Here is a 20,326-nt window from a genome sequence, read left to right as displayed (position 1 = left end):
GGCCCCGGCTCGTCCCGGGGCCGGCGGTTCCGCCTAGTGGACGGTCTGCGGAACCTTCCACGGGTTGTCGTCGCGCAGCGGCGGCGGCAGCAGGTCCTGCGGCCAGCCCTGGAACGCCACGGGCCGCAGGAACCGCTCGATCGCGGCCGTGCCGACCGAGGTGGTCGCGGGCGCGGTCGTGGCCGGGTACGGGCCGCCGTGCTCCATCGCGTAGCTGACGGCGACCCCGGTGGGCCACTGGTTCCACAGCACCCGCCCGCTGCGGTCCGCGAGCACGCCGGTGAGCGCGGCGAGGTCGCCGGTCTCGTCCTGCTCGGCGTGCAGCGAGGTGGTGAGCTGCCCGGGCAGGGCGGCGACGGCGTCCGCGACGTCGGCGAGGTCGTCGTAGGTGACGACGAGGCCGAGCGGGCCGAAGCACTCCTGTCCGGCGGCGCCGGCGTCGGCGCGGAACGCCTCGAGGTCCATGGTCAGCAGGCGCGGGGCGAGGGACGCCCCGTCCTCCGGCCACACGACGCGGCGGACGCCGGGACGGCCGCCGAGCACGTCCGACACCGCCAGGAAGCCGGACGCGATGCGGTCGTTCAGCATCGGCGCGGCGGCGACGCCCTGCAGCCGCTCGGCGATCTCGTCCACCAGTGACTCGGGCGCGAAGAGCAGGCCCGGGTTGGTGCAGAACTGCCCGGCGCCCAAGGTGAGGGACGCGGCGTAGCCCTGTGCGATCTCGTCGGCCCGCGTCTCGGCGGCGCGCGGCGTCACCACGGTCGGGTTGACGCTGCCGAGCTCGCCGAAGAACGGGATCGGGGTCGGCCGCTCCGCCGCGATCTTCGCGAGGGCGAGGCCGCCCTTCTCCGAGCCGGTGAACGCGGCGGCGGCGATGCCGGGGTGCCGCAGCGCCTCGACGCCCTCCGCCTCGCCCTCGATCAGCCCGAACACCCCGTCCGGCAGCCCCGCGCCGGCGATGATCTCGGCGGTGCGGCGCGACAGCCGGGGGTGGCCGGGGTGCGCCTTGACCACGACGGGGCAGCCGGCGGCGAGCGCGGACGCGGTGTCGCCGCCCGCGACGCTGAACGCGAACGGGAAGTTGCTCGCCGCGAACACCAGCACCGGGCCGAGCGCCGTCCGGTAGCGGCGCAGGTCGGGCCGGGGGCCGCTCGGCCAATGCGGGTCGGGGCGGTCGATGCGGGCGTCGTAGAACGCGCCTTCCCGGACCTGGTCGGCGAACAGCTTCAGCTGGAACGTCGTGCGGGTCAGCTCGCCGTTCAGCCGGGTCTCGCCGAGGCGGCTCTCCTCGTCGGCGAGGGCGACCAGCTCCGCCCGGGCGGCCTCCAGGGCGTCCGCGATCGCGGTCAGGCCCTCGGCGCGCTCCTGCGGCGGCGCCGCGGCCCAGCCGGCCGCGGCGGACACGGCGGCGGCGACGGTCTGGTCGGGTGTCATGAGGTGCTCCCTTCGTCCCCGCCCTGCGGGGTGGTGCGGACGGTCCCCGGTCCCCGATTCTCCACCGAGTTCCGGTACCCGTAGAACGCGTAGACGATCAGGCCGAGCAGCATCCAGACCACGAACCGGACCCAGGTGACCCAGTCGAGGTTGGCGATCAGCCAGATCGAGAAGCCGATGCCGACCAGCGGCACCAGCGGCACCCAGGGGGTGCGGAACGAGCGCGGCAGGTCGGGGCGGGTCCTGCGCATCACCATGATCGCGACGGCGACCACGATGAACGCCATCAGGATGCCGATGTTGGTGAGGTCGGCGGCCTCCTTGATCGGCAGGAACCCGGCGATGACGGCCGAGCCGATCCCGACGAGCCAGATGACGCGGTCCGGGACCTGCCGCTTCGGGTGGTTCTTGGCGAAGTAGGCGGGCAGCAGCCCGTCCCGGCTCATCGAGAACCAGACGCGGGTGACGGCGAGCATGTTCGCCAGCGCGGAGGTGGTGATGCCGATGACGGCGCCGACCGCGACGACGGTGCCGAGGCCGGCGAGGCCGACCGAGGCGAGCGCGCTGGAGAACGGGCTCTTGACGTCGATGTGCCGGTAGTCCTGCATGCCGAGCAGCACGATGCAGACCAGCAGGTAGATGACCGCGGCGATGGCGAGCGAGATGACGATCGCCTTCGGCAGCACCTTCTTGGCCTCGGCGCTCTCCTCGGCCGCGGCGCTCATCGCGTCGTAGCCGTACACGGCGAAGAACGTGGTGGCGGCGCCGGAGATCGCGCCGCCGATGCCGAACGGCAGGAACGGGCTGAAGTTGCCGCCGGAGATGTGGAACGCTCCCGCGATCACGACCAGGGCGACGATGCCGAGCTTCACCACGACGAGGATCGTCTCGAAGCGCGCCGACTCCTTCGTCCCGCGCGACAGCACGAACGCCAGCAGCAGGCACAGCAGCGCCGCGAACAGGTCGATCTTGTGGCCGGAGCCGGTGCCGGGCGCGCCGAGCGCCCAGTGCGGGATGTCGAGGCCGACCTGGTCGAGGATGTAGGACAAATAGCCGGAGATCGCGATGGCGACGACCGCGACGATCGCGGTGTACTCCAGCAGCAGGTCCCAGCCGATCGCCCACCCGATCGCCTCGCCGAGCGCGGCGTAGGAGTAGGTGTAGGCGGAGCCGGCCTTCGGGATGAGGCCCGCGAACTCGGCGTAGCAGAGCGCGGCGGCGCTGCTGGCGATGATCGCGATGAGGAACGAGATCATCACGCCGGGCCCGGCGTCGTCGTGCGCGACGACGCCCGCGAGCGAGAACACGCCCGCGCCGACGAGGCCGCCGAGGCTGAGCGCGACGAGCTGCCACAGGCCCATGGTGCGGCGCAGGCCGCCGGCGGTCTCCTCCTCCGAGGAGTCGACCGGCTTCAGGCGGAAGACGCCCGCTCGGGTGAACAGTCCGCTCGCGCCGGAATCGGCCGAGGGCGGTGTTTTGGGCATGGCTTGGGACATGACGGTCCCTCCCGGATGGGTCAGGGGAATACCAGGGGTGGGTGCGCGGCGGCCGGCCCGGTGCGGCCGGCCGCCGTGAGATGCCCGGACGGGGCCCGCGGCCCCGGACCGGGAGAAGCCGGTTCCGTCAGAGGACGAAGCCCTCGGGGAACGGATCGGCGGGGTCGAGCAGGTAGGTGGCGTTGCCGGTGATCCAGGCGCGGCCGGTGAACTCGGGGATCACCGCGGGCGGGCCGCCTGCCTCGGCGGTACCGACCTCGGTGGTGCCGACGAGCCGGCCGGTGAACCGGGTGCCGATGAACGACTCGTTGACGAACTCGGTGTGCAGCGGCAGCTCGCCGCGCGCGTGCAGCTGCGCCATCCGCGCGGACGTGCCGGTGCCGCACGGCGAGCGGTCGAACCAGCCGGGGTGGATCGCCATGGCGTTGCGCGAGTGCTTCGCGTCCGAGCCGGGCGCGAGGAACTGGACGTGCTTGCAGCCGCCGATCAGCGGGTCGCCGGGGTGCACGGGGCGGTCGGAGTCGTTGATCGCCGCCATGATCGCCAGCCCGGCCTCGAGGATGTCGTCCTTGCGGGCCCGGTCGAACGGCAGCCCGAGCCGCTCCAGCTCGGTGATCGCGTAGAAGTTGCCGCCGTAGGCCATGTCGTAGCGGACCTCGCCGAGGCCCGGCACGTCGACGGCGGCGTCCTGGCGCAGCGCGAACGAGGGGACGTTGCGGAGCGTGACGTTCTCGGCGACGCCGTCGCGGACCGCGACGCGGGCCTCGACGAGCCCGGCGGGGGTGTCCAGCCGGACGATCGTCTCCGGCTCGGTCACCTCGACCATCCCGGTCTCGACCAGCACGGTCGCGACCCCGATGGTGCCGTGCCCGCACATCGGCAGGAACCCGCTGACCTCGATGTACACCACGCCCCAGTCGGCGTCCGGCCGGGTGGGCGGCTGCAGCAGCGCGCCGCTCATCGCGGGGTGGCCGCGCGGCTCGTCCACCAGGAACCGGCGCAGCCCGTCGAGGTGCTCGACGGCGTAGCGGCGGCGCTCGGCCATCGTCGCGCCCGGGATGGGCGCGACGCCGCCGGTGACGACGCGGGTCGGCATGCCCTCGGTGTGCGAGTCGACCGCGCTGATCGACCGGACCGAGCGCATCAGGCGGCCTGCCGCCGGGCGAGGGCCTCGATGGCGCGGGCCATGTCGGCGGTGACGCCGGCGCGGTGCTCGTCGGTGAGCGGGCCGCGCGGCGGGCGGCACGGGCCGCCGTACCGGCCGACCTGCTCCATGCCGAGCTTGATCGCCTGGACGAACTCGGTGCGCGAGTCCCAGCGGAACGCGGCGACGAGCGGCTCGTACAGCGCGCGCGCCTCCTCCAGCTTGCCGGTGGTGGCCAGCTCGTACAGCAGCGCGGACTCGGCGGGGAACACGTTCGGGAAGCCCGCGAACCAGCCGGTGGCGCCCATCAGCAGCGCCTCCAGGGTGACGTCGTCGGCGCCGGCGACCACCTCGATGCCGGGGGCCTTCTCCTTGATCTCCAGGACGCGGCGGACGTCGCCGGAGAACTCCTTGACCGCGACGACGCCGTCGATCTGCGCGATCTCGGCGAGCAGGTCCGGGGTGAGGTCGACCTTGGTGTCGATCGGGTTGTTGTAGACCATGACGGGCAGCCCGGCGGACGCTACGGCCTCGTAGTGCGCGATGACCTCGCCGCGGTTGGCCCGGTACATCGTCGGCGGGAGGCACAGCACGCCGTGCGCGCCGTCCTCGGCGGCGATCTCCGCCCACTGCTTCGCCTGGTGGGAGCCGGGGCCGTGCACGCCGACCACGACGACGCCGTCCTTGCCGACGGCCTCGACGGCGGTGCGCGCGACGCGGCGGCGCTCGTCGTCGGTCAGCGAGGAGTACTCGCCGAGGGAGCCGTTCGGTCCGACGCCGCGGCAGCCGTTGTCGACGAGCCAGCGGCAGTGCTCGGCGTACTTGTCGTAGTCGACGGCGAGCCCGGCGGGGGCCGAGGCGTCCTCGTAGTAGGGCAGCGCCGTCGCAACGATGACGCCGCCGAGGCTCAGGAGCTTGGTGTCGCTCATCGGGCGCTCTCTTTCTGATCGGGGTCAGGTGTGTTCTCGGTGGGGGGACTTGCGAGCTCGCCGAGCCTGATGGGCTGGGCGATGGGCCGGTGGTGGGGGTTCGCCCCGGGCACCTTGCCGGAGAGCAGTTCGGCGGCCGTGGGGCCGCAGACGCGGGCCTGGCACGGTCCGAGCCCGGCGCGGGTGCCGAGCTTGACCGCGCGGGCGGACCCGCTCGCCTCGTCGCCGGCCGCACGGCACAGGGAGCCGTAGGTGGTCTCCTCGCAGCGGCAGACGACGGTCTCGTCGCGCAGCCAGCCGGGCCAGGCCGCACCGATCGGGTGCGCGGCCGCTAGGCGGGCGGCGAACGCGCGGGCCTGATCGCGGCGGCGGCGCAGCGCGCCGGCCTCGCGGGCGCCGGGGTCCCCTCCCCCGGCGATCCAGCCGGCGAGCAGCCCCTCGGTGCGGGCGGCGGGCGCCCCGCCGATACCGGTGATCTCTCCGGCCGCGTAGACGCCGGGCGCGGTGGTGCACTGGTCGGTGTCCACCTCGGTGAACGCGCCGCCGGGCGTGCGGGCGAGCGCGCAGCCCGCCGCGACGGGCAGTTCGAGCTGCGGGCTGAAGCCGTGGGTGACGCACAGCGCGTCGACCGGGACGGTGCGCTCGGTGCCGGGGACGACCGACCAGTCGGGACGCAGCCGCGCCGTGACCGCTTCTTCGACGCGCCCGTCGCCCCGGGCCTCGATCACGGCGCGGCCCGTCCGGTACGGGACGCGGTGCCGGGCCAGCAGCCCCGCGTACTCGGCGAGTTCCCCGGCCTTGCCGGCCTGCGAGGCCAGCTCCCAGGGGCGGCGTGCCCAGCCGCGCGCGACGGTCGCGGCGGGGTTGGCCTCCAGCACCTCGAGGACGGTGGCGCCGGCCTCGATCAGCGACGCGGCGACCGGGAGGAGGAACGGTCCAGAACCGGCGATCAGGACGGGGTCGCCGACGACGAGGCGCTCCCCCTTGGCGAGCGCCTGCGCGGCGCCGGCGGTGTAGACGCCGGGCAGCTCCCAGCCGGGGAACGGCAGGACGCGGTCGTGGGCGCCGGGCGCGAGGACCAGGGCGTCCGGCTGCAGGACGCGGCGCTCGCGGCCGGCCGCGTCGGCCTCGCCGCGCAGCACGTGGACGGCCGGCGTCCCCTCGTCGTGCCGCTCGATCGACCAGACGGTGCTCTCCGGCCACCAGTCGCAGCGCGGGTGCCGCAGGACGTGGTCGCGCAGCCGCTCGAAGCCCTGCCAGCCGTGGTGCAGGCGTCCGGGGTCCGCGGCGGCGAACGCGTCGGGGAGCATCCGGTGGTACTGGCCGCCGGGCTGCTCGGACGCGTCGACCAGCGTGACGTCCGCGCCGGCGCGCAGCGCGCCCGCCGCCGCGCCGAGCCCCGCGGGGCCCGCGCCGACGATCACGACATGGCGGCTCATCGGGCGTCCCCGCCGCGCGACTGGGTGGCGACCGCGTCGCCGTCGTGGGCGCGGCGGCGGCAGGCCCGCACGTCGCGGACGCCGTTGACGGTGACGAGGCAGTCGAAGCAGGCGCCGATGCCGCAGAACACGCCGCGCGGGGCGCCGGACGGCCCGGACCGCCAGGTGCGGCGCCCGGACGCGAGCAGCACGCCCGCGATGGTCTGCCCGGCGGCGCCGTCGACGGGCTCGCCGTCCACGGTGATCCGCAGCGGGACGTCGGGGCGGCGCCCGGACGCGTCGCCGGCCGCGGGCACGAGTCTCGCGCTCACAGGTTCTCTCCTTCGGACTGGACGGCGGGCCGGTCCGCCCGGAACGGGTCGGCGTCGATCGCGGGCTCGCGGCCGAGCATCAGGTCGCGCAGCACGGCGGCGGTGCCGGCGGACAGCCCGATCCCGGCGCCCTCGTGGCCGGTGGCGTGCCAGAGGCCGTCCAGGCCGGGGTCGGCGCCGATGACCGGCAGGTGGTCGGGGACGAACGGGCGGAACCCGCCGTAGGCCCGGATCACCGGCACGCCGGCCAGCATCGGGAACAGCCGCAGCGCCTTGGCGGCGATGACCGACAGCACCTCGGGACGGAGCCGGTCGTCGAACCCGACGCGGCGGCGCGACGAGCCGAGCAGGATCGTGCCGCCGCGGGTGGCCTCGACGACCGCGGACGCCTGGAGGTCCTCGGCGGCGCTGCCGACGGCGCCCACGTAGTCGGCGTCGTAGACCTTGTGGAAGACGGTCGGCGGCATCGGCGCGGTCACCAGCACCTCGCCGCGGCGGGGCCGGACGTCGAGCCGGACGCCGAGCCTCTTCGCGACCTCCCCGGACCAGGGTCCGGCGGCGTTGACGACGGCGTCGCCCTCGATCGTCCCGGCGGAGGTGCGGACGCCGGTGATCCGCCCGCCGCGGCGGACGGCGCCGAGCGCCTCGCAGCCGGTGCGCAGTTCGGCGCCGGCGCGGACGGCGGCGGCGAGCAGCGCGGTCGCGGCGCCGGTGGGCTGCACCTGCGCGTCCTCGGGGTAGCGGACGGCTTTGGCGACGTCGCGGGTGAGGTGGGGTTCGGCGGCGGCGAGCGCGGCGACGTCCATCTCCTCGGCGGTGACGCCGGCCTTCCGCTGCCCTTCGGCGAACTCGGTGAGCGCGCCGGCGCCCTCGGCGGTGGTGGCGACGACGATGCCGCCCTTGGGGTCCCATTCGGCGGCATCCGCGTTCGGGTCGCCGTCCAGGATCGCGGGCCACAGCTCGCGGGACAGCTTCGCCAGCTCCAGCTCCGGGCCGGGCCCCTTGTCGGAGACGAGGACGTTGCCCTCGCCGTGCGCGGTGGTGCCCGCGGCCGGGCCGGACCGGTCGACGACCGTGACCGCGAACCCGGCGAGGGCCAGCTCGCGGGCGCAGGCCGCGCCGACCATCCCGGCGCCCAGCACCACGATCCGCGTCATCGACCCTCCCGCCGCGCCGTCACCGTCCAGAGCGTTCGTTAAACCGAACGAGCCCGAGAGTACGTCCGCCCGCGGCGCGCTGTCAATGCGCGGATGAGACCGCCGTCACGGCGTCTCGACCAGGTGCGGCGACTCCGCCGGTGCGGCATGAAGCCGCTGGTCAGAGCGGTACTGCAGGAGCAGCACGGACCGGACGGCCCCATCGAGGGCGGTGTAGGTGTGCGGCAGCCGGGCATCGAAGCTCACGTAGTCGCCGGGCCCGAGCTCCACGTCCCGGTCGTCCACCCGAACGCCGAGCCGGCCCGCCTGCACGATGGTGTGCTCGGTCCCGACATGGCCGAGCGAGTCCTGCCGGGAACCGGCCCTGACCTGCTGGTCGTACACCTCGAAGATCGCGCCGCCGGACTCGATGCCGCGCAGCGGGCGCAGGTCGACGCCCTCGCCGCGCAGCACCTCGACGTCCGCGCCGCGCACCACGGTCAGCCCGGACGGCTCCTGGTGGTCCAGCAGGTCGGAGATCGGCACCTCCAGGGCGCGCGACAGGCTGAACACCGTCTCGATGGTCGGGTTGCCCGCGCCCGCCTCCAGCTGCGACAACGTCGCCTTGCCGATCTTCGACCGGCGCGACAGCTCCGACAGCGACAGCCCGAGCTCCAGCCGCGCGCGGCGCAGGTTGCCCGCCAGCACGTCCCGCACCGAATCGCCCGGACCGCCCACGTGCCCGCCCCCTTCGCCCGCGGGACGCCGCCCGCCCGCATCTCTTGCGTTCGCTTTAACGAACACGTAGTTTACCGACGGCGCGGCGTGCCGTCCGGTCCGGCCCGCTACAGCGCGACGATCCGGCCCGCGCCGGCGGCGCGGGCGCGCTCCACGATGACGGCCGCGGCCGCCGTGTCCTGCACGCCGAGGCCGACGCTGTTGTAGAAGACGACGTCGTCGGCCGCGGCGCGGCCGGGCGCGAGCCCGGCGACGATCGGGCCGAGGGGCCTGATCCGGTCCTCGCTCAGCCGTCCGTCGCGCAGCCCCGCCACGATCGGGCCCGCCTGCCGCACGGCGGTGTCCACGTCGTCCACGACGACGGCGGCCGCGCGGTCGAGGAGCGCGCCGTCGACCTCGCGGCGGTCCGGCGCGAACGACCCGACGCTCAGCACCGTGCAGCCCGGTTCGAGCCACTCGCCGAGGACGACCGGCTCCGCGCTGGTGGTGGCGGTGACGACGAGGTCGGCGCCGGCGACGGCCGCGCGGACGTCCCCGGTCCCCTCGACCGGGAGCTCCAGCTCCGCGGCCAGCTCGGCGGCGGCGCCGCACGTCCCGGCGTTGCGGCAGACCACGGTCACCCGCTCGACCGGGCGGACGCGCGGTAGCGCCCGCACGTGCGCGCGGCCCTGCACGCCGCAGCCGATCACGGCGAGCCGGGACGCGGCCGGGGCCGCGAGGTGGTCCGCGGCGACCGCGCTCGCCGCGGACGTCCGCAGCGTCGTGACCGCCTCGCCCTCGATGATCGCGACGGGCCGCCCGTCCACCGGGTCCTGCACGGTGACCAGCGCCGCGACGCTCGGCAGGCCGCGCGCGGCGTTGCCCGGCGTGACGCTGCCGAACTTCGCGACCGCGCCCGTCCCGGGAAGCCGCGACAGGTAGCTGAACGCCACCGCGCCGTCCGGGCCGTCCAGCAGCACCCGCGGCGCGAGCCGCGCCTCGCCGGTGCCGAGCGCCGCGAACGCGGCCCGCTGCGACTCGATCGCGGCCGGCAGGTCGAACACCGCGCGCACGTCGGCGGCGGACAGCAGCAGGACGTCGGCCATGCGCCGATCCTCGCGACCCGGCCCCGGCGCCGTCCAGGGCGGAAGGGCAAGCGGTGCTTACCGATCACGACATGAGATCGCATGCTTCGTCGTCTCGACGGCCGTCCGCAGGCGGATCACGCTTTTGCCAACCCGCCTGACGAGCGAGGGAGCGGCGATGACGGCCAGAAGACGACGGCGCGGCGGAGCGCGATCGCACGGGCTCGCGGCGGCCGGCGCCGGGCTGCTGCTGGTCCCGCTCGCCGCCGGCTGCGGATCGGGCGGCTCCGGCGGCTCCGGCGACGTCAAGATCGGCGTTCCGGCGCCGCTGAGCGGCGACTCCGCCTCCGCGGGCCAGGACATCCTCGCCGCCGCGCGGGTCGCCGCCGACGAGGTCAACAAGGCCGGCGGGGTGAAGGGCAAGAAGATCAAGATCGTCCAGGCGGACGACCAGTGCAGCGCGCAGCAGGGCGCGCAGGCCGCGCAGAAGCTGCTGAACAGCGGCGTCGTGGCGGTCGCCGGCGGCTACTGCTCGGGCGCGGCGGTGCCCGCCATCCCGATCTACGGGCGGCGGAGCGTGCCGTTCGTCATGGACGCCTCCACCAACCCGTCGCTCACCGACAGCGGCAAGGGCAAGGTGTTCCGCACCTGCGGGCGCGACGACAACCAGGGCCTGGTCGCGGCGAAGTTCATGACCGGCCCGCTCGGCGCGAAGCGGATCGCGCTGCTGCACGACAACACCACCTACGCCAAGGGCCTCGCGGACGCGGCGGCGAACTCGGTGAAGCAGGCCGGCGGCCAGGTCGTCTACGAGGACGCGCTGCAGCCCGGCCAGTCCGACTACAGCCCCGTCCTGACGAAGATCGCCTCGACGAAGCCGGACGTCCTGTACTTCACCGGCTACTACGCCGAGGCGGGCCTGCTGATGAAGCAGCGCAAGCAGCTCGGGTTGAAGTTCACGCTGATGGGCGGGGACGCGACGACCGACGCGACCGTCCTGAAGACGGCCGGCTCGGCGGCCGACGGCTACATCGCCACGACCGCGCCGCTCGCCAAGGACCTGCCCGCCGCATCGGGGTTCGTGTCGGCCTACAAGGCGAAGAACGGCGCCGACCCCGGGCCGTTCTCCGTCTACGAGTACGACGCGGTGAAGGTCCTGGCGAAGGTCATCGGCCAGACCGGGACGAAGGGCGCCGACATCATCAAGGGCCTGCACGGCGTCAAGGACTTCCCCGGCATCACCGGCCCGATCACCTTCGACGCGAAGGGCGACCGGACCGACCCGCTGTACATCACCGTCCACGTGCAGAACGGCGCGTTCACCGCCTTCAAGAAGCTCGACAAGAGCGGCGCCTGGGTGGACGCCAAGGCCTCGTGAGCGCGGCGGCATGAGCGAGTTCGTCCAGTACCTGGTGAACGGCCTGACCATCGGGGCGTTCCTGGCGCTGATCGCGCTCGGCTACTCGATGATCTACGGCGTGGTGCGGCTGATCAACTTCGCGCACGGCGACGTGTTCATGATCGGGGCGTTCGCCGGGTACGGGGTGCTGACCACGCTCGGCGTCACCGGCGGGTCGGCGTGGCCCGCGCTGCTCGCCGCGGTGGTGGTCGGCGCGCTGACCACGGGCGTGGTCGGCACCGGGATCGCCCGCGCCGCCTACGTCCCGCTGCTCTCCTCACCCCGGCTGGCGCTGCTGATCTCCGCGATCGGGGTGTCGCTGGCGCTTGAGGAGGGCGTGAAGGACCTGACGCACGCCCGGTTCAAGTCGTATCCGGGGGTGCTGGACGGCGGCCGGATCTTCAGCGGCACCGTCCGCGTCACCTACGGGCAGCTCGCGCTGGTGCTGCTGTCGGTGGCGCTGATGGCGGGGCTGTGGCTGTTCGTCACCCGCACCGTCACCGGCACGGCGATGCGGGCGCTGGCGATGGACCGGGACGCCGCCCGCCTGCAGGGCATCAACGTCGAGCGGCTGATCCTCGTCACGTTCTTCGTCGGGTCCATGCTCGCGGGCGCCGCCGGCGTCATGTACGGGCTGTACTACGTGCAGATCAGCTTCGGCATGGGCTTCCTCATCGGGCTGCGCGCGTTCACCGCCGCGGTGCTCGGCGGGATCGGGAACCTGCCGGGGACGATGGTCGCGGGCGTGTGCATCGGGCTCGTCCAGTCGTTCGCCGCCGGGTACGTCTCGTCCCGCTGGACCGACGTGATCATCTTCGGGCTGCTGATCGCGGTGCTGGCGCTGCGGCCGACCGGGCTGTTCGGCGAGCGCGTCGTGGAGCGCGCATGAAGGCCCGCTTCGCGCTCCTCCGGAACCCGGCGCTCCGGCACGGCGGCTGGCCGCTGCTGATCGTGATCGCGCTCGCCGGCGGGCAGGTGATGGACGACTACCAGGTCACCGTCGCCGGGACGATCCTCATCTACGCGATCCTCGGGCTCGGCATCAACATCGTTGTCGGCTACGCCGGGCTGCTCGACCTCGGCTTCGCGGCGTTCTTCGCGATCGGCGCGTACACCTCCGGCCTGCTGATGCTGAAGCTGGACTGGAACTTCTGGCTGACGCTGCCCGCCGCGGTGCTCGCCGCGGCCGCCGCCGGGGTCGTGATCGGGTACCCGACGCTGCGGCTGCGCAGCGACTACCTCGCGATCGTCACGCTCGGCTTCGGCGAGATCATCCGGATCACCGTGGTGAACCTGGACGTCACCGGCGGCCCGAACGGGCTGACCGGGATCCCGCCGGTCTCGGTCGGCGGCCGGCAGATCGTCACGCCCGCCGGCTTCTTCTACCTGGCGCTCGCGTTCTTCGCCGTCGTGCTGGTCCTGACGGGCCTGCTGGCGCGGACGCGGCTGGCGTACGCGTGGCGGGCGATCCGGTCCGACGACACCGCCGCCGAGGCCGTCGGCGTCCCGTCCCGGCGGGTGAAGCTGCTCGCCTACGTCCTCGGCGCCGCGGTCGGCGCGGTCGCGGGGCCGCTGAACGCCGCGCAGCTCGGCACCGTCGACCCGTCCAGCTTCACGTTCCTGACCTCGCTGATGATCCTGCTCGTAGTGATCATCGGCGGGATGGGCAGCCGGCCCGGGGTGATGGTCGGTGCGATCGTCATCGTCGCGCTGCCCGAGGCGCTGCGGACCGTGCAGGAGTACCGGGGGCTGTTCTTCGCGCTGCTGCTCATCGTCATCGTGATCCTGCGGCCGCAGGGCGTGTGGCCGGCCCGGCCGCGCCGGTTCCGGCTGCCCGCGCGGGCGCCCGCCGAGGCGCGGCCCGCCCGGGCCGAGACGGGCGCGCTGCTGGAGGTGGACGGCCTGACCCGGGAGTTCGGCGGCGTCACGGCCGTCGCGGACCTGCGGCTGCGCGCCGCCGCCGGGCAGGTGGTGAGCGTGATCGGCCCGAACGGGGCGGGCAAGACCACCGCGTTCAACTGCATCACCGGGCTGATCCCGCCGTCGTCGGGCACCGTCGCGCTCGGCGGGCGGCGGGTGCGCGGGCTGTCCCCGCACCGGGTCGCCGCCGCCGGGCTGGCCCGCACGTTCCAGAGCATCCGGCTGTTCGAGGAGATGACCGTCGCCGAGAACGTGCTGATCGGCCGGTTCGCCCGCGACCGGGCGCTGCTGCGGCCGCCGCGCCGCGCCGACCTGGACGCGGTCCGCCGCTGCCTGGACTTCGTCGGGCTGGCCGATGCGGCGGACCGGCCCGCCGGGGGCCTGCCCTACGGCGACCGGCGCCGGCTGGAGATCGCGCGGGCGCTCGCCGCCGAGCCGCGGGTGCTGCTGCTGGACGAGCCCGCCGCGGGCGCCAACCCGACCGAGAAGCGCGCGCTGATGGAGCTGATCGCGCGGATCAGCGGGCTCGGCACCGCGGTGGTGCTGATCGAGCACGACGTCGCGCTGGTCATGTCGATCTCCGACCGGGTCACCGTCCTGGAGCACGGCCGGGCGATCGCCGAGGGCCCGCCCGCCGAGATCCAGGCGGACCCGCGGGTGATCGCGGCCTACCTCGGCGTGCCCGACGACCCGGAGACCGACCTCGTCACGGAGGTGCTGGGGTGACCCTGCTGCGGGTGACGGACCTGCACGGCCGCTACGGGCAGGTCGAGGCGCTGGCCGGGATCTCCTTCGAGGTCGCCGAGGGCGAGATCGTCGCGCTGCTCGGCAGCAACGGCGCCGGCAAGACGACCACGCTGCGCACCATCACCGGCCTGCACCGCGCCCGGTCGGGACGCGTCGAGTTCGACGGCCGCGACATCACCCGGCTCGACGCGCACACGGTCGTCGCGGCCGGGCTCGGGCACGTCCCGGAGGGCCGCCGGGTGTTCCCGGCGCTGACGGTCGCGGAGAACCTGCTGCTCGGCGGCTACCTGCGGCGCCGCGACCGGGCCGCGGTGAGCGCCCGCCGCGAGGAGGTGTACGCGATGTTCCCGCGCCTCGGGGAGCGGCGCGGGCAGCTCGCCGGGCTGCTGTCGGGCGGCGAGCAGCAGATGCTCGCGATCGGCCGCGCGCTGATGCTGCGCCCCCGGCTGCTCGCCCTCGACGAGCCGACGATGGGGCTCGCGCCGCGGACGGCACAGCAGGTGCTGCAGGTCGTCCGCGACATCCGGGACCAGGGCGCGACCGTCCTGATCGTCGAGCAGAACGCGCACCAGACGCTCCGCCTCGCCGACCGCGCCTACGTGCTGGAGACGGGCCGCATCGTCCTGGACGGCCCAGCGGCGGACCTCGCGCGCGACGACCGCGTCAAGGCCGCCTACCTCGGCGGCGACCCCGTCATCGAGACCGGCTGAGCAGCCGCTGCGGGCGCCGACTACTGAAACCGATTTCTGTTTCTCTGGGCGACCGAGTCCCCCGCGGCGCCGCATGGGCCGGATAACAGCAGATCAGCACGTTTTCGGCGGCGCACCTATTGACATCGCCTGCGCGCATGCTGCAATCATTCTCTGACAACGATTTCAGTGATCTGCGCAACAGACGGGAGTCGACGTGGCGACCATCCACGACGTGGCGGCGCGGGCGGGCGTCTCCCCCGCCACCGTCTCGCGGTTCCTGCGGGGACAGCGGGTCAGGTCAGCGGAGGCCATCCGGGCCGCCGTGGATGAGCTGGGCTTCGCGCCGAACATCGCGGCGCAGTCGCTGAAGTCGGGACGCACCCGCACCATCGGCGTCGTCGTCCCCGACATCACCAACCCCTACTTCGCCGCGGTCGTGAAGGGCATGGAGTCCGTCAGCCGCGACCGCGGTTACCGGCTGCTGCTCGCCAACAGCGACGAGAGCGGCGCCCGCGAGGCCGACCTGCTCGCCGACATGGCCCGCCAGGTGGACGGCATCATCCTCGCCCCGGCCACCGAGCACGAGCAGACCCCGGTGCAGCTGCGCGACAGCGGGCTGCCGGTCGTGTTCATCGACCGCGACCTCGCCGACGGGGAGAGCTTCGACGCCGTCCTCGTCGACAACCGCGCCGGCGGCCGGCAGGCCGCCGAGCACCTCCTCGCGCTCGGCCACACCCGCATCGCGATGATCAGCGGCGGCCAGGAGTCCACGCCGGGCCGATACCGGCGGGACGGCTTCCTGGAGGCCGTGTCCGCCGCCGGCGTCGAGATCCCGCCGGAACTCGACCTGATCGGCGACTTCCGCGAGGAGCGCGCCTACCAGCTCACCCTGTCGCTGCTGTCGCTCGCCGAACCGCCGACCGCGATCTTCACCGCGAACAACCTCACCACGCTGGGCGCGCTGAAGGCGCTGCACGACATGCGGGTGGACGTACCCGGGCAGATCAGCCTCATCGGATTCGACGACCTGGACACCGGACCGCTGCTGCGGCCCCCGCTGACCGTCGTCGACCGTCCGATGACCGAGCAGGGCGTCCTCGCCATGCGGCTGCTCCTGCACCGCTTCGACGACAGTCAGACCCGCGACCTCCCCCGGCGCATCGTCATGGACATAAAGATCATCGAGCGGGCCTCGACGGCCCCGCCCCGGACCTCCAGGAAGGCGGGCAGGACCCGATGACCGTGACCGAACTGCAGGGATTCCTGCACGGCCTGCCGGGCGTGGACCAGGTGGGCGCCGAGGAGCGCGCGGCACGCCTGGCGTCGCGGTCCATCAAGACCTCGGCCAAGGCCGAGGCGATCGACCTGGCCATTTCGATGGTGGACCTGACCACACTGGAGGGCGCGGACACGGCGGGGAAGGTGCGTGCGCTGTGCGCCAAGGCCGCCCATCCCGATCCATCCGATCCCTCGGTGCCGAAGGTCGCAGCGGTGTGCGTCTACCCCGACATGGTCGAGGTCGCCGTCCGCTCCCTTGAGGGAACGGGTATCGGGGTGGCGTCGGTGGCGACGGCGTTCCCGTCGGGGCGGGCTCCGCTGGAGGCCAAGCTCGCCGACACCCGGGCCGCCGTCGCGGCAGGCGCGAGCGAGATCGACATGGTGATCGACCGGGGCGCGTTTTTGTCCGGTGACTACGGGACGGTCTTCGAGCAGATCGTCGCGGTCAAGGACGCCTGCGGGGACGCGCACCTGAAGGTGATCCTGGAGACGGGTGAGCTGGTCACCTACGACAATGTGCGGCGTGCGTCGTGGTTGGCGATGCGGGCGGGTGCGGACTTCATCAAGACCTCGACCGGGAAGGTGTCGCCGGCGGCGACGTTGCCGGTGACGCTGGTGATGCTGGAGGCCGTCCGCGACTACCGCGCCGCGACCGGACGCCAGGTCGGGGTGAAGCCCGCGGGCGGGATCCGGACCACCAAGGATGCGATCAAGTATCTGGTGCTGGTGAACGAGACCGCCGGCCCGGACTGGCTGACGCCGCACTGGTTCCGGCTCGGCGCCTCCAGCGTGTTGAACGACCTGCTGATGCAGCGCCGCAAGCTGTCCACCGGGGTGTACTCCGGTCCCGACTACTTCACCCTGGACTGATCATGGTGTTCGAGTACGCGCCCGCGCCGGAGTCCCGGTCGGTCGTTGACATCCGCGGCTCTTACGGGTTGTTCATCGACGGTGAGTTCGTCGACGGGCATGGTGAGCCGTTCAAGACGATCAACCCGGCCGACGAGGCCGTGCTGGCCGATGTGGCGTGCGCTGACGAGGCGGACGTGGACCGCGCCGTGAAGGCCGCCCGGATCGCCTTTGAGCGGGTGTGGGGGCCGATGCCGGGCGCCGAGCGCGCCAAGTACCTGTACCGGATCGCGCGGATCATTCAGGAACGCTCGCGTGAGCTGGCGGTGCTGGAGTCGATCGACAACGGCAAACCGATCCGCGAGTCCCGCGACGTGGACGTCCCGCTGGTGGCGGCGTGGTTCTTCTACTACGCCGGCTGGGCCGACAAACTCGGCCACGCCGGGTTCGGCCCGGACCCGAAACCGGTCGGTGTCGCGGGGCAGGTCATTCCGTGGAACTTCCCGCTGCTGATGCTGGCCTGGAAGATCGCCCCGGCGCTGGCCTGCGGGAACACCGTGGTGTTGAAGCCTGCGGAGACCACGCCGCTGACCGCTCTGCTGTTCGCCGACATCTGCCGCCAGGCCGACCTGCCGCCCGGCGTCGTCAACATCATCACCGGCGCCGGCGACACCGGACGCGCCCTGGTCGCCCACCCCGGCATCGACAAGGTCGCCTTCACCGGCTCCACCGACATCGGACGCCAGATCGCCCGCACCCTCGCCGGCACCGGCAAGAAGCTCACCCTGGAGCTGGGCGGCAAGGCCGCCAACATCGTCTACGCCGACGCCGCCCTCGATCAGGCCGTCGAAGGCATCGTCAACGGGATCTTCTTCAACCAGGGGCACGTGTGCTGCGCCGGGTCCCGGCTGCTGGTGCAGGAGTCGGTGGCCGAGGAGGTGCTGGAGCGGTTGAAGGCGCGGATGGCGACGCTGCGGGTCGGTGACCCCCTCGATAAGAACACCGACATCGGCGCGATCAACTCCGCCGCGCAACTCGACAAGATCCGCGAACTGTCGGCGGCCAGCGAACAGGAGGGCGCCGGCCGGTGGTCGCCGCCGTGTCAGCTGCCCGACCGCGGGTTCTGGTTCGCGCCCACCGTCTTCACCGGCGTCGCCCAGTCGCACCGGATCGCGCGTGAGGAGATCTTCGGGCCCGTTTTGTCGGTGCTGACGTTCCGCACCCCCGAGGAGGCCGTCACCAAGGCCAACAACACCCCCTACGGACTCTCCGCCGGGATCTGGACCGAGAAGGGCTCGCAGATCCTGTGGACCGCGCAGCGGCTGCGCGCCGGGGTGGTGTGGGCCAACACCTTCAACAAGTTCGACCCCGCCTCCCCGTTCGGCGGCTACAAGGAATCGGGATTCGGCCGCGAAGGCGGACGCCACGGGCTGGAGGCCTACCTCAATGTCTGAGCGAATGACTGACCGGCTCGCCGTCCGCAAGACCTACAAGCTCTACATCGGCGGCGCGTTCCCGCGGTCGGAGTCAGGCAGGTCCTACCCCGTGACCGACACCAAAGACCGCTTCCTCGCCAACGCCTCCCACGCCTCCCGCAAAGACGTCCGCGACGCCGTCACCGCCGCCCGCAAAGCCTTCGGAGGCTGGTCGGGGCGCACCGCCTACAACCGCGCGCAGATCCTCTACCGCATCGCCGAAATGCTCGAAGGCCGCCGCGACCAGTTCATCACCGAACTCCGCCACACCGGCGCATCCAAAACACAGGCCGCCACCGAGGTCGACGCCGCCATCGACCGGTGGGTCTGGTACGCCGGCTGGGCCGACAAGATCACCACTGTTACCGGCGCCGCCAACCCCGTCTCCGGCCCCTACTTCAACTTCTCCACCCCCGAACCCACCGGTGTCGTCGCCGTCGTCGCGCCCGACTCGCCGCTGCTGGGCCTGGTGTCGGTGATCGCGCCCGCGATCGTCACCGGCAACACCACCATCGTCATCGCCTCCGAGCCCGCACCACTCCCCGCGATCACCCTCGCCGAAGTGCTCGCCACCTCCGACCTGCCCGGCGGCGTCATCAACATCCTCACCGGACACCGCACCGAACTCGCCCCCTGGCTCGCCTCCCACATGGACGTCAACGCCATCGACCTCACCGGCGTCGCCCACGAAGACCGACGGGACCTCGAAGAGACGGCCGCCGGCAACCTCAAACGCGTCCACCACCCCGCCACCACCGACTGGGCCGACGACCCCGGGACCGCGCGCATGACCGCGTTCCTGGAGACCAAGACCGTCTGGCACCCCGTCGGGGTCTGATCCACGACCGCACACCAGCCAAGGACACGGCGGAACCGCCGTGGCCTCTCCCCACTCATGCCTCGAACAGCCGGAACAGGAGGACCGCGATGGAACCCCACGGTGTTCTCGTCGTCGGCAGCATCACCGCGGACGTGACCGCGTTCAGCGCACGGTTCCCGCGGCGCGGCGAGACCGTGCTCGGCGACGACTTCACCCTCGTGCTCGGCGGGAAGGGGGCGAACCAGGCGGTCGCCGCCGCCCGCGCGGGCGCGCCGACGTGGCTCGCCGGGTGCGTCGGCCGGGACCCGTTCCGCGAGATCGTCATGGACGGCCTGCGTTCGCACGGCGTCGAACTCGACGAGGTCCGGACCGTGGACGGCCGAACGGGCGTCGCGCACATCCGGGTCGACGCGTCCGGTGAGAACGACATCGTCATCACCCCCCTGGCGAACGCGGACCTCAGCCCGGCGATGGTCGACGCGAGCATCGCCGCGACCGCCGGGAAGGCCGGCGTCCTGCTGCTGCAACTCGAAGTGCCCGCCGCGACGACGTGCCACGCCGCGAAGGCGGGCAGGGCGGCCGGGCTGACGGTCGTCCTGGACCCGGCCCCCGCGCAGCCGCTGCCGGACGACGTGTGGCCGCACATCGACCTCGTCACGCCGAACGAGAGCGAGGCGACCGAGCTGACCGGCGTGGAGGTGACCGACGCGGCGTCCGCCGAGCGGGCCGGACGCTGGTTCCTGGACCGCGGCGTCGGCCACGCGCTGATCACGCTGGGCGCGGGCGGCGCCGTCTCCGTCACCGCCGCCGGCGCCCGCCACTTCCCCGCCTACGAGGTCACGGCCGTCGACACGACCGCGGCCGGGGACGCGTTCACCGGCTCGCTGGGCGCGGCGCTCGCGGCCGGCGACGACCTGGAACGTGCCATCAACCGCGGGATGGCCGCCGGCGCGCTGGCGACGACCCGTCCCGGCGCGAGCCCGTCCCTCCCCGGACGGGACGAGGTGGACGCGCTGATGTCCGGTACCCCCCTGGAAGGAGCCGCCCGATGAGGCGCAACAACGGCACGCTCAACGGCCAGCTGGCCCGGGTCATCTCCGAGCTCGGGCACACCGACCTGCTCGTCGTCACCGACGCCGGGCTGCCCATCCCGCCCGGGGTGGAGCGGGTCGACCTGGCGGTGCGGGAGAACCTGCCGCGCTTCCTCGACCTGCTCGACACCGTCCTCGCCGAGGTCGCCGTGGAGGGCGTGCTGATGTCGGAGGAGGTCAGGGAGCACAGCCCGGACATGCTCGCCGAGGTCGAGGCGCGCTTCCCGGGCCTGGCGGTGCGGTTCGTCCCGCACGCCGAGTTCAAGCGGGCCACCGGCGGCGCGCGGGCGGCGGTGCGGTCCGGGGAGTTCACCCCGTACGCGAACGTGCTGCTCACCGCGGGCGTCGTCTACTGACGGGAGAT

19 protein-coding genes are annotated in these 20,326 nt (G+C 73.4%); 10 read left to right on the top strand and 9 right to left on the bottom strand.

Annotated elements, in window-relative coordinates:
* Positions 1-33: 33 nt before the first annotated feature.
* The 9 genes from J4709_RS24655 to J4709_RS24615 all read right to left on the bottom strand — a co-directional run bounded on the left by J4709_RS24655 (position 34) and on the right by J4709_RS24615 (position 9,712).
* Positions 34-1,434, bottom strand: coding sequence for an aldehyde dehydrogenase (NADP(+)) (locus J4709_RS24655; RefSeq protein ID WP_208244169.1), 1,401 nt, complete (start codon positions 1,432-1,434; stop codon positions 34-36).
* Entirely contained in the window at positions 1,431-2,918 is a 1,488-nt protein-coding gene (locus J4709_RS24650; RefSeq protein ID WP_208244168.1) for an amino acid permease, read from the bottom strand. The genes J4709_RS24655 and J4709_RS24650 overlap by 4 nt, the downstream gene beginning before the upstream one ends.
* 139 nt (positions 2,919-3,057) lie before the next feature.
* Positions 3,058-4,074: a proline racemase family protein gene (locus J4709_RS24645; protein WP_208244167.1), complete on the bottom strand. Its 1,017-nt coding sequence runs from the start codon at positions 4,072-4,074 to the stop codon at positions 3,058-3,060.
* Positions 4,074-5,003: a dihydrodipicolinate synthase family protein gene (locus J4709_RS24640; RefSeq protein WP_173092494.1), complete on the bottom strand. Its 930-nt coding sequence runs from the start codon at positions 5,001-5,003 to the stop codon at positions 4,074-4,076. Before J4709_RS24640 ends, J4709_RS24645 begins: the two co-directional genes overlap by 1 nt.
* Positions 5,000-6,442: an FAD/NAD(P)-dependent oxidoreductase gene (locus J4709_RS24635; protein WP_208244166.1), complete on the bottom strand. Its 1,443-nt coding sequence runs from the start codon at positions 6,440-6,442 to the stop codon at positions 5,000-5,002. Before J4709_RS24635 ends, J4709_RS24640 begins: the two co-directional genes overlap by 4 nt.
* The gene (locus J4709_RS24630) at positions 6,439-6,753 is read right to left on the bottom strand and encodes a (2Fe-2S)-binding protein (RefSeq protein WP_307801507.1); all 315 of its coding nucleotides are present in this window, start codon (positions 6,751-6,753) and stop codon (positions 6,439-6,441) included. Before J4709_RS24630 ends, J4709_RS24635 begins: the two co-directional genes overlap by 4 nt.
* A complete protein-coding gene (locus tag J4709_RS24625; protein WP_208244165.1) occupies positions 6,750-7,910 on the bottom strand; it encodes an NAD(P)/FAD-dependent oxidoreductase in 1,161 nt (386 codons plus the stop codon). Before J4709_RS24625 ends, J4709_RS24630 begins: the two co-directional genes overlap by 4 nt.
* 105 nt (positions 7,911-8,015) lie before the next feature.
* A complete protein-coding gene (locus tag J4709_RS24620; RefSeq protein WP_307801506.1) occupies positions 8,016-8,627 on the bottom strand; it encodes a helix-turn-helix domain-containing protein in 612 nt (203 codons plus the stop codon).
* 107 nt (positions 8,628-8,734) lie between these two features.
* On the bottom strand, positions 8,735-9,712 hold the full coding sequence (locus J4709_RS24615) for an ornithine cyclodeaminase family protein (protein ID WP_208244164.1): 978 nt from the start codon (positions 9,710-9,712) through the stop codon (positions 8,735-8,737).
* 157 nt (positions 9,713-9,869) lie between these two features.
* Between J4709_RS24615 and J4709_RS24610 the strand changes: the two genes are divergently transcribed.
* The 10 genes from J4709_RS24610 to rbsD all read left to right on the top strand — a co-directional run bounded on the left by J4709_RS24610 (position 9,870) and on the right by rbsD (position 20,318).
* Positions 9,870-11,069, top strand: coding sequence for a branched-chain amino acid ABC transporter substrate-binding protein (locus J4709_RS24610; RefSeq protein WP_208244163.1), 1,200 nt, complete (start codon positions 9,870-9,872; stop codon positions 11,067-11,069).
* 10 nt (positions 11,070-11,079) lie between these two features.
* Positions 11,080-11,979, top strand: coding sequence for a branched-chain amino acid ABC transporter permease (locus J4709_RS24605; protein WP_208244162.1), 900 nt, complete (start codon positions 11,080-11,082; stop codon positions 11,977-11,979).
* A complete protein-coding gene (locus tag J4709_RS54865) occupies positions 11,976-13,736 on the top strand; it encodes a branched-chain amino acid ABC transporter ATP-binding protein/permease (protein ID WP_269757390.1) in 1,761 nt (586 codons plus the stop codon). The genes J4709_RS24605 and J4709_RS54865 overlap by 4 nt, the downstream gene beginning before the upstream one ends.
* Positions 13,733-14,467 carry an ABC transporter ATP-binding protein gene (locus tag J4709_RS24595; protein ID WP_208244161.1) on the top strand — a complete coding sequence of 245 codons (735 nt, stop codon included), beginning with the start codon at positions 13,733-13,735 and terminating at the stop codon, positions 14,465-14,467. The genes J4709_RS54865 and J4709_RS24595 overlap by 4 nt, the downstream gene beginning before the upstream one ends.
* 196 nt (positions 14,468-14,663) lie before the next feature.
* Positions 14,664-15,689, top strand: coding sequence for a LacI family DNA-binding transcriptional regulator (locus tag J4709_RS24590; RefSeq protein ID WP_208244160.1), 1,026 nt, complete (start codon positions 14,664-14,666; stop codon positions 15,687-15,689).
* Positions 15,686-16,597: a deoxyribose-phosphate aldolase gene (gene deoC / locus J4709_RS24585; protein ID WP_208244159.1), complete on the top strand. Its 912-nt coding sequence runs from the start codon at positions 15,686-15,688 to the stop codon at positions 16,595-16,597. Before J4709_RS24590 ends, deoC begins: the two co-directional genes overlap by 4 nt.
* 2 nt (positions 16,598-16,599) lie before the next feature.
* Positions 16,600-18,030 carry an aldehyde dehydrogenase family protein gene (locus J4709_RS24580; RefSeq protein ID WP_208244158.1) on the top strand — a complete coding sequence of 477 codons (1,431 nt, stop codon included), beginning with the start codon at positions 16,600-16,602 and terminating at the stop codon, positions 18,028-18,030.
* Positions 18,023-18,889 (top strand): aldehyde dehydrogenase family protein, encoded by an 867-nt coding sequence (locus J4709_RS24575; RefSeq protein WP_208244157.1) that lies wholly within the window; start codon positions 18,023-18,025, stop codon positions 18,887-18,889. The genes J4709_RS24580 and J4709_RS24575 overlap by 8 nt, the downstream gene beginning before the upstream one ends.
* 89 nt (positions 18,890-18,978) lie before the next feature.
* Complete coding sequence (rbsK, locus tag J4709_RS24570; protein ID WP_208244156.1) at positions 18,979-19,923, top strand: ribokinase; 945 nt, start codon at positions 18,979-18,981, stop codon at positions 19,921-19,923.
* A complete protein-coding gene (rbsD, locus tag J4709_RS24565) occupies positions 19,920-20,318 on the top strand; it encodes a D-ribose pyranase (RefSeq protein WP_208244155.1) in 399 nt (132 codons plus the stop codon). Before rbsK ends, rbsD begins: the two co-directional genes overlap by 4 nt.
* The last annotated feature ends 8 nt before the right edge of the window (positions 20,319-20,326 follow it).

This window comes from Actinomadura violacea (assembly GCF_017573465.1).
In the GTDB taxonomy this organism is placed as follows: Bacteria; Actinomycetota; Actinomycetes; order Streptosporangiales; family Streptosporangiaceae; genus Spirillospora; species Spirillospora violacea.
Note: the sequence above shows the minus strand (reverse complement) of the source record. Positions and strands in the feature narration are given on the sequence as shown.

Excerpts from the sequence above, each read along its gene's own strand:
- J4709_RS24575 (WP_208244157.1), top strand. The coding sequence starts at position 18,023 with ATGTCTGAGCGAATGACTGACCGGCTCGCCGTCCGCAAGACCTACAAG.
- J4709_RS24640 (WP_173092494.1), bottom strand. The coding sequence starts at position 5,003 with ATGAGCGACACCAAGCTCCTGAGCCTCGGCGGCGTCATCGTTGCGACG.
- J4709_RS24625 (WP_208244165.1), bottom strand. The coding sequence starts at position 7,910 with ATGACGCGGATCGTGGTGCTGGGCGCCGGGATGGTCGGCGCGGCCTGC.
- J4709_RS54865 (WP_269757390.1), top strand. The coding sequence starts at position 11,976 with ATGAAGGCCCGCTTCGCGCTCCTCCGGAACCCGGCGCTCCGGCACGGC.
- J4709_RS24615 (WP_208244164.1), bottom strand. The coding sequence starts at position 9,712 with ATGGCCGACGTCCTGCTGCTGTCCGCCGCCGACGTGCGCGCGGTGTTC.
- J4709_RS24655 (WP_208244169.1), bottom strand. The coding sequence starts at position 1,434 with ATGACACCCGACCAGACCGTCGCCGCCGCCGTGTCCGCCGCGGCCGGC.
- J4709_RS24650 (WP_208244168.1), bottom strand. The coding sequence starts at position 2,918 with ATGCCCAAAACACCGCCCTCGGCCGATTCCGGCGCGAGCGGACTGTTC.
- rbsD (WP_208244155.1), top strand. The coding sequence starts at position 19,920 with ATGAGGCGCAACAACGGCACGCTCAACGGCCAGCTGGCCCGGGTCATC.
- J4709_RS24645 (WP_208244167.1), bottom strand. The coding sequence starts at position 4,074 with ATGCGCTCGGTCCGGTCGATCAGCGCGGTCGACTCGCACACCGAGGGC.
- J4709_RS24610 (WP_208244163.1), top strand. The coding sequence starts at position 9,870 with ATGACGGCCAGAAGACGACGGCGCGGCGGAGCGCGATCGCACGGGCTC.
- J4709_RS24635 (WP_208244166.1), bottom strand. The coding sequence starts at position 6,442 with ATGAGCCGCCATGTCGTGATCGTCGGCGCGGGCCCCGCGGGGCTCGGC.
- rbsK (WP_208244156.1), top strand. The coding sequence starts at position 18,979 with ATGGAACCCCACGGTGTTCTCGTCGTCGGCAGCATCACCGCGGACGTG.
- J4709_RS24580 (WP_208244158.1), top strand. The coding sequence starts at position 16,600 with ATGGTGTTCGAGTACGCGCCCGCGCCGGAGTCCCGGTCGGTCGTTGAC.
- J4709_RS24605 (WP_208244162.1), top strand. The coding sequence starts at position 11,080 with ATGAGCGAGTTCGTCCAGTACCTGGTGAACGGCCTGACCATCGGGGCG.
- deoC (WP_208244159.1), top strand. The coding sequence starts at position 15,686 with ATGACCGTGACCGAACTGCAGGGATTCCTGCACGGCCTGCCGGGCGTG.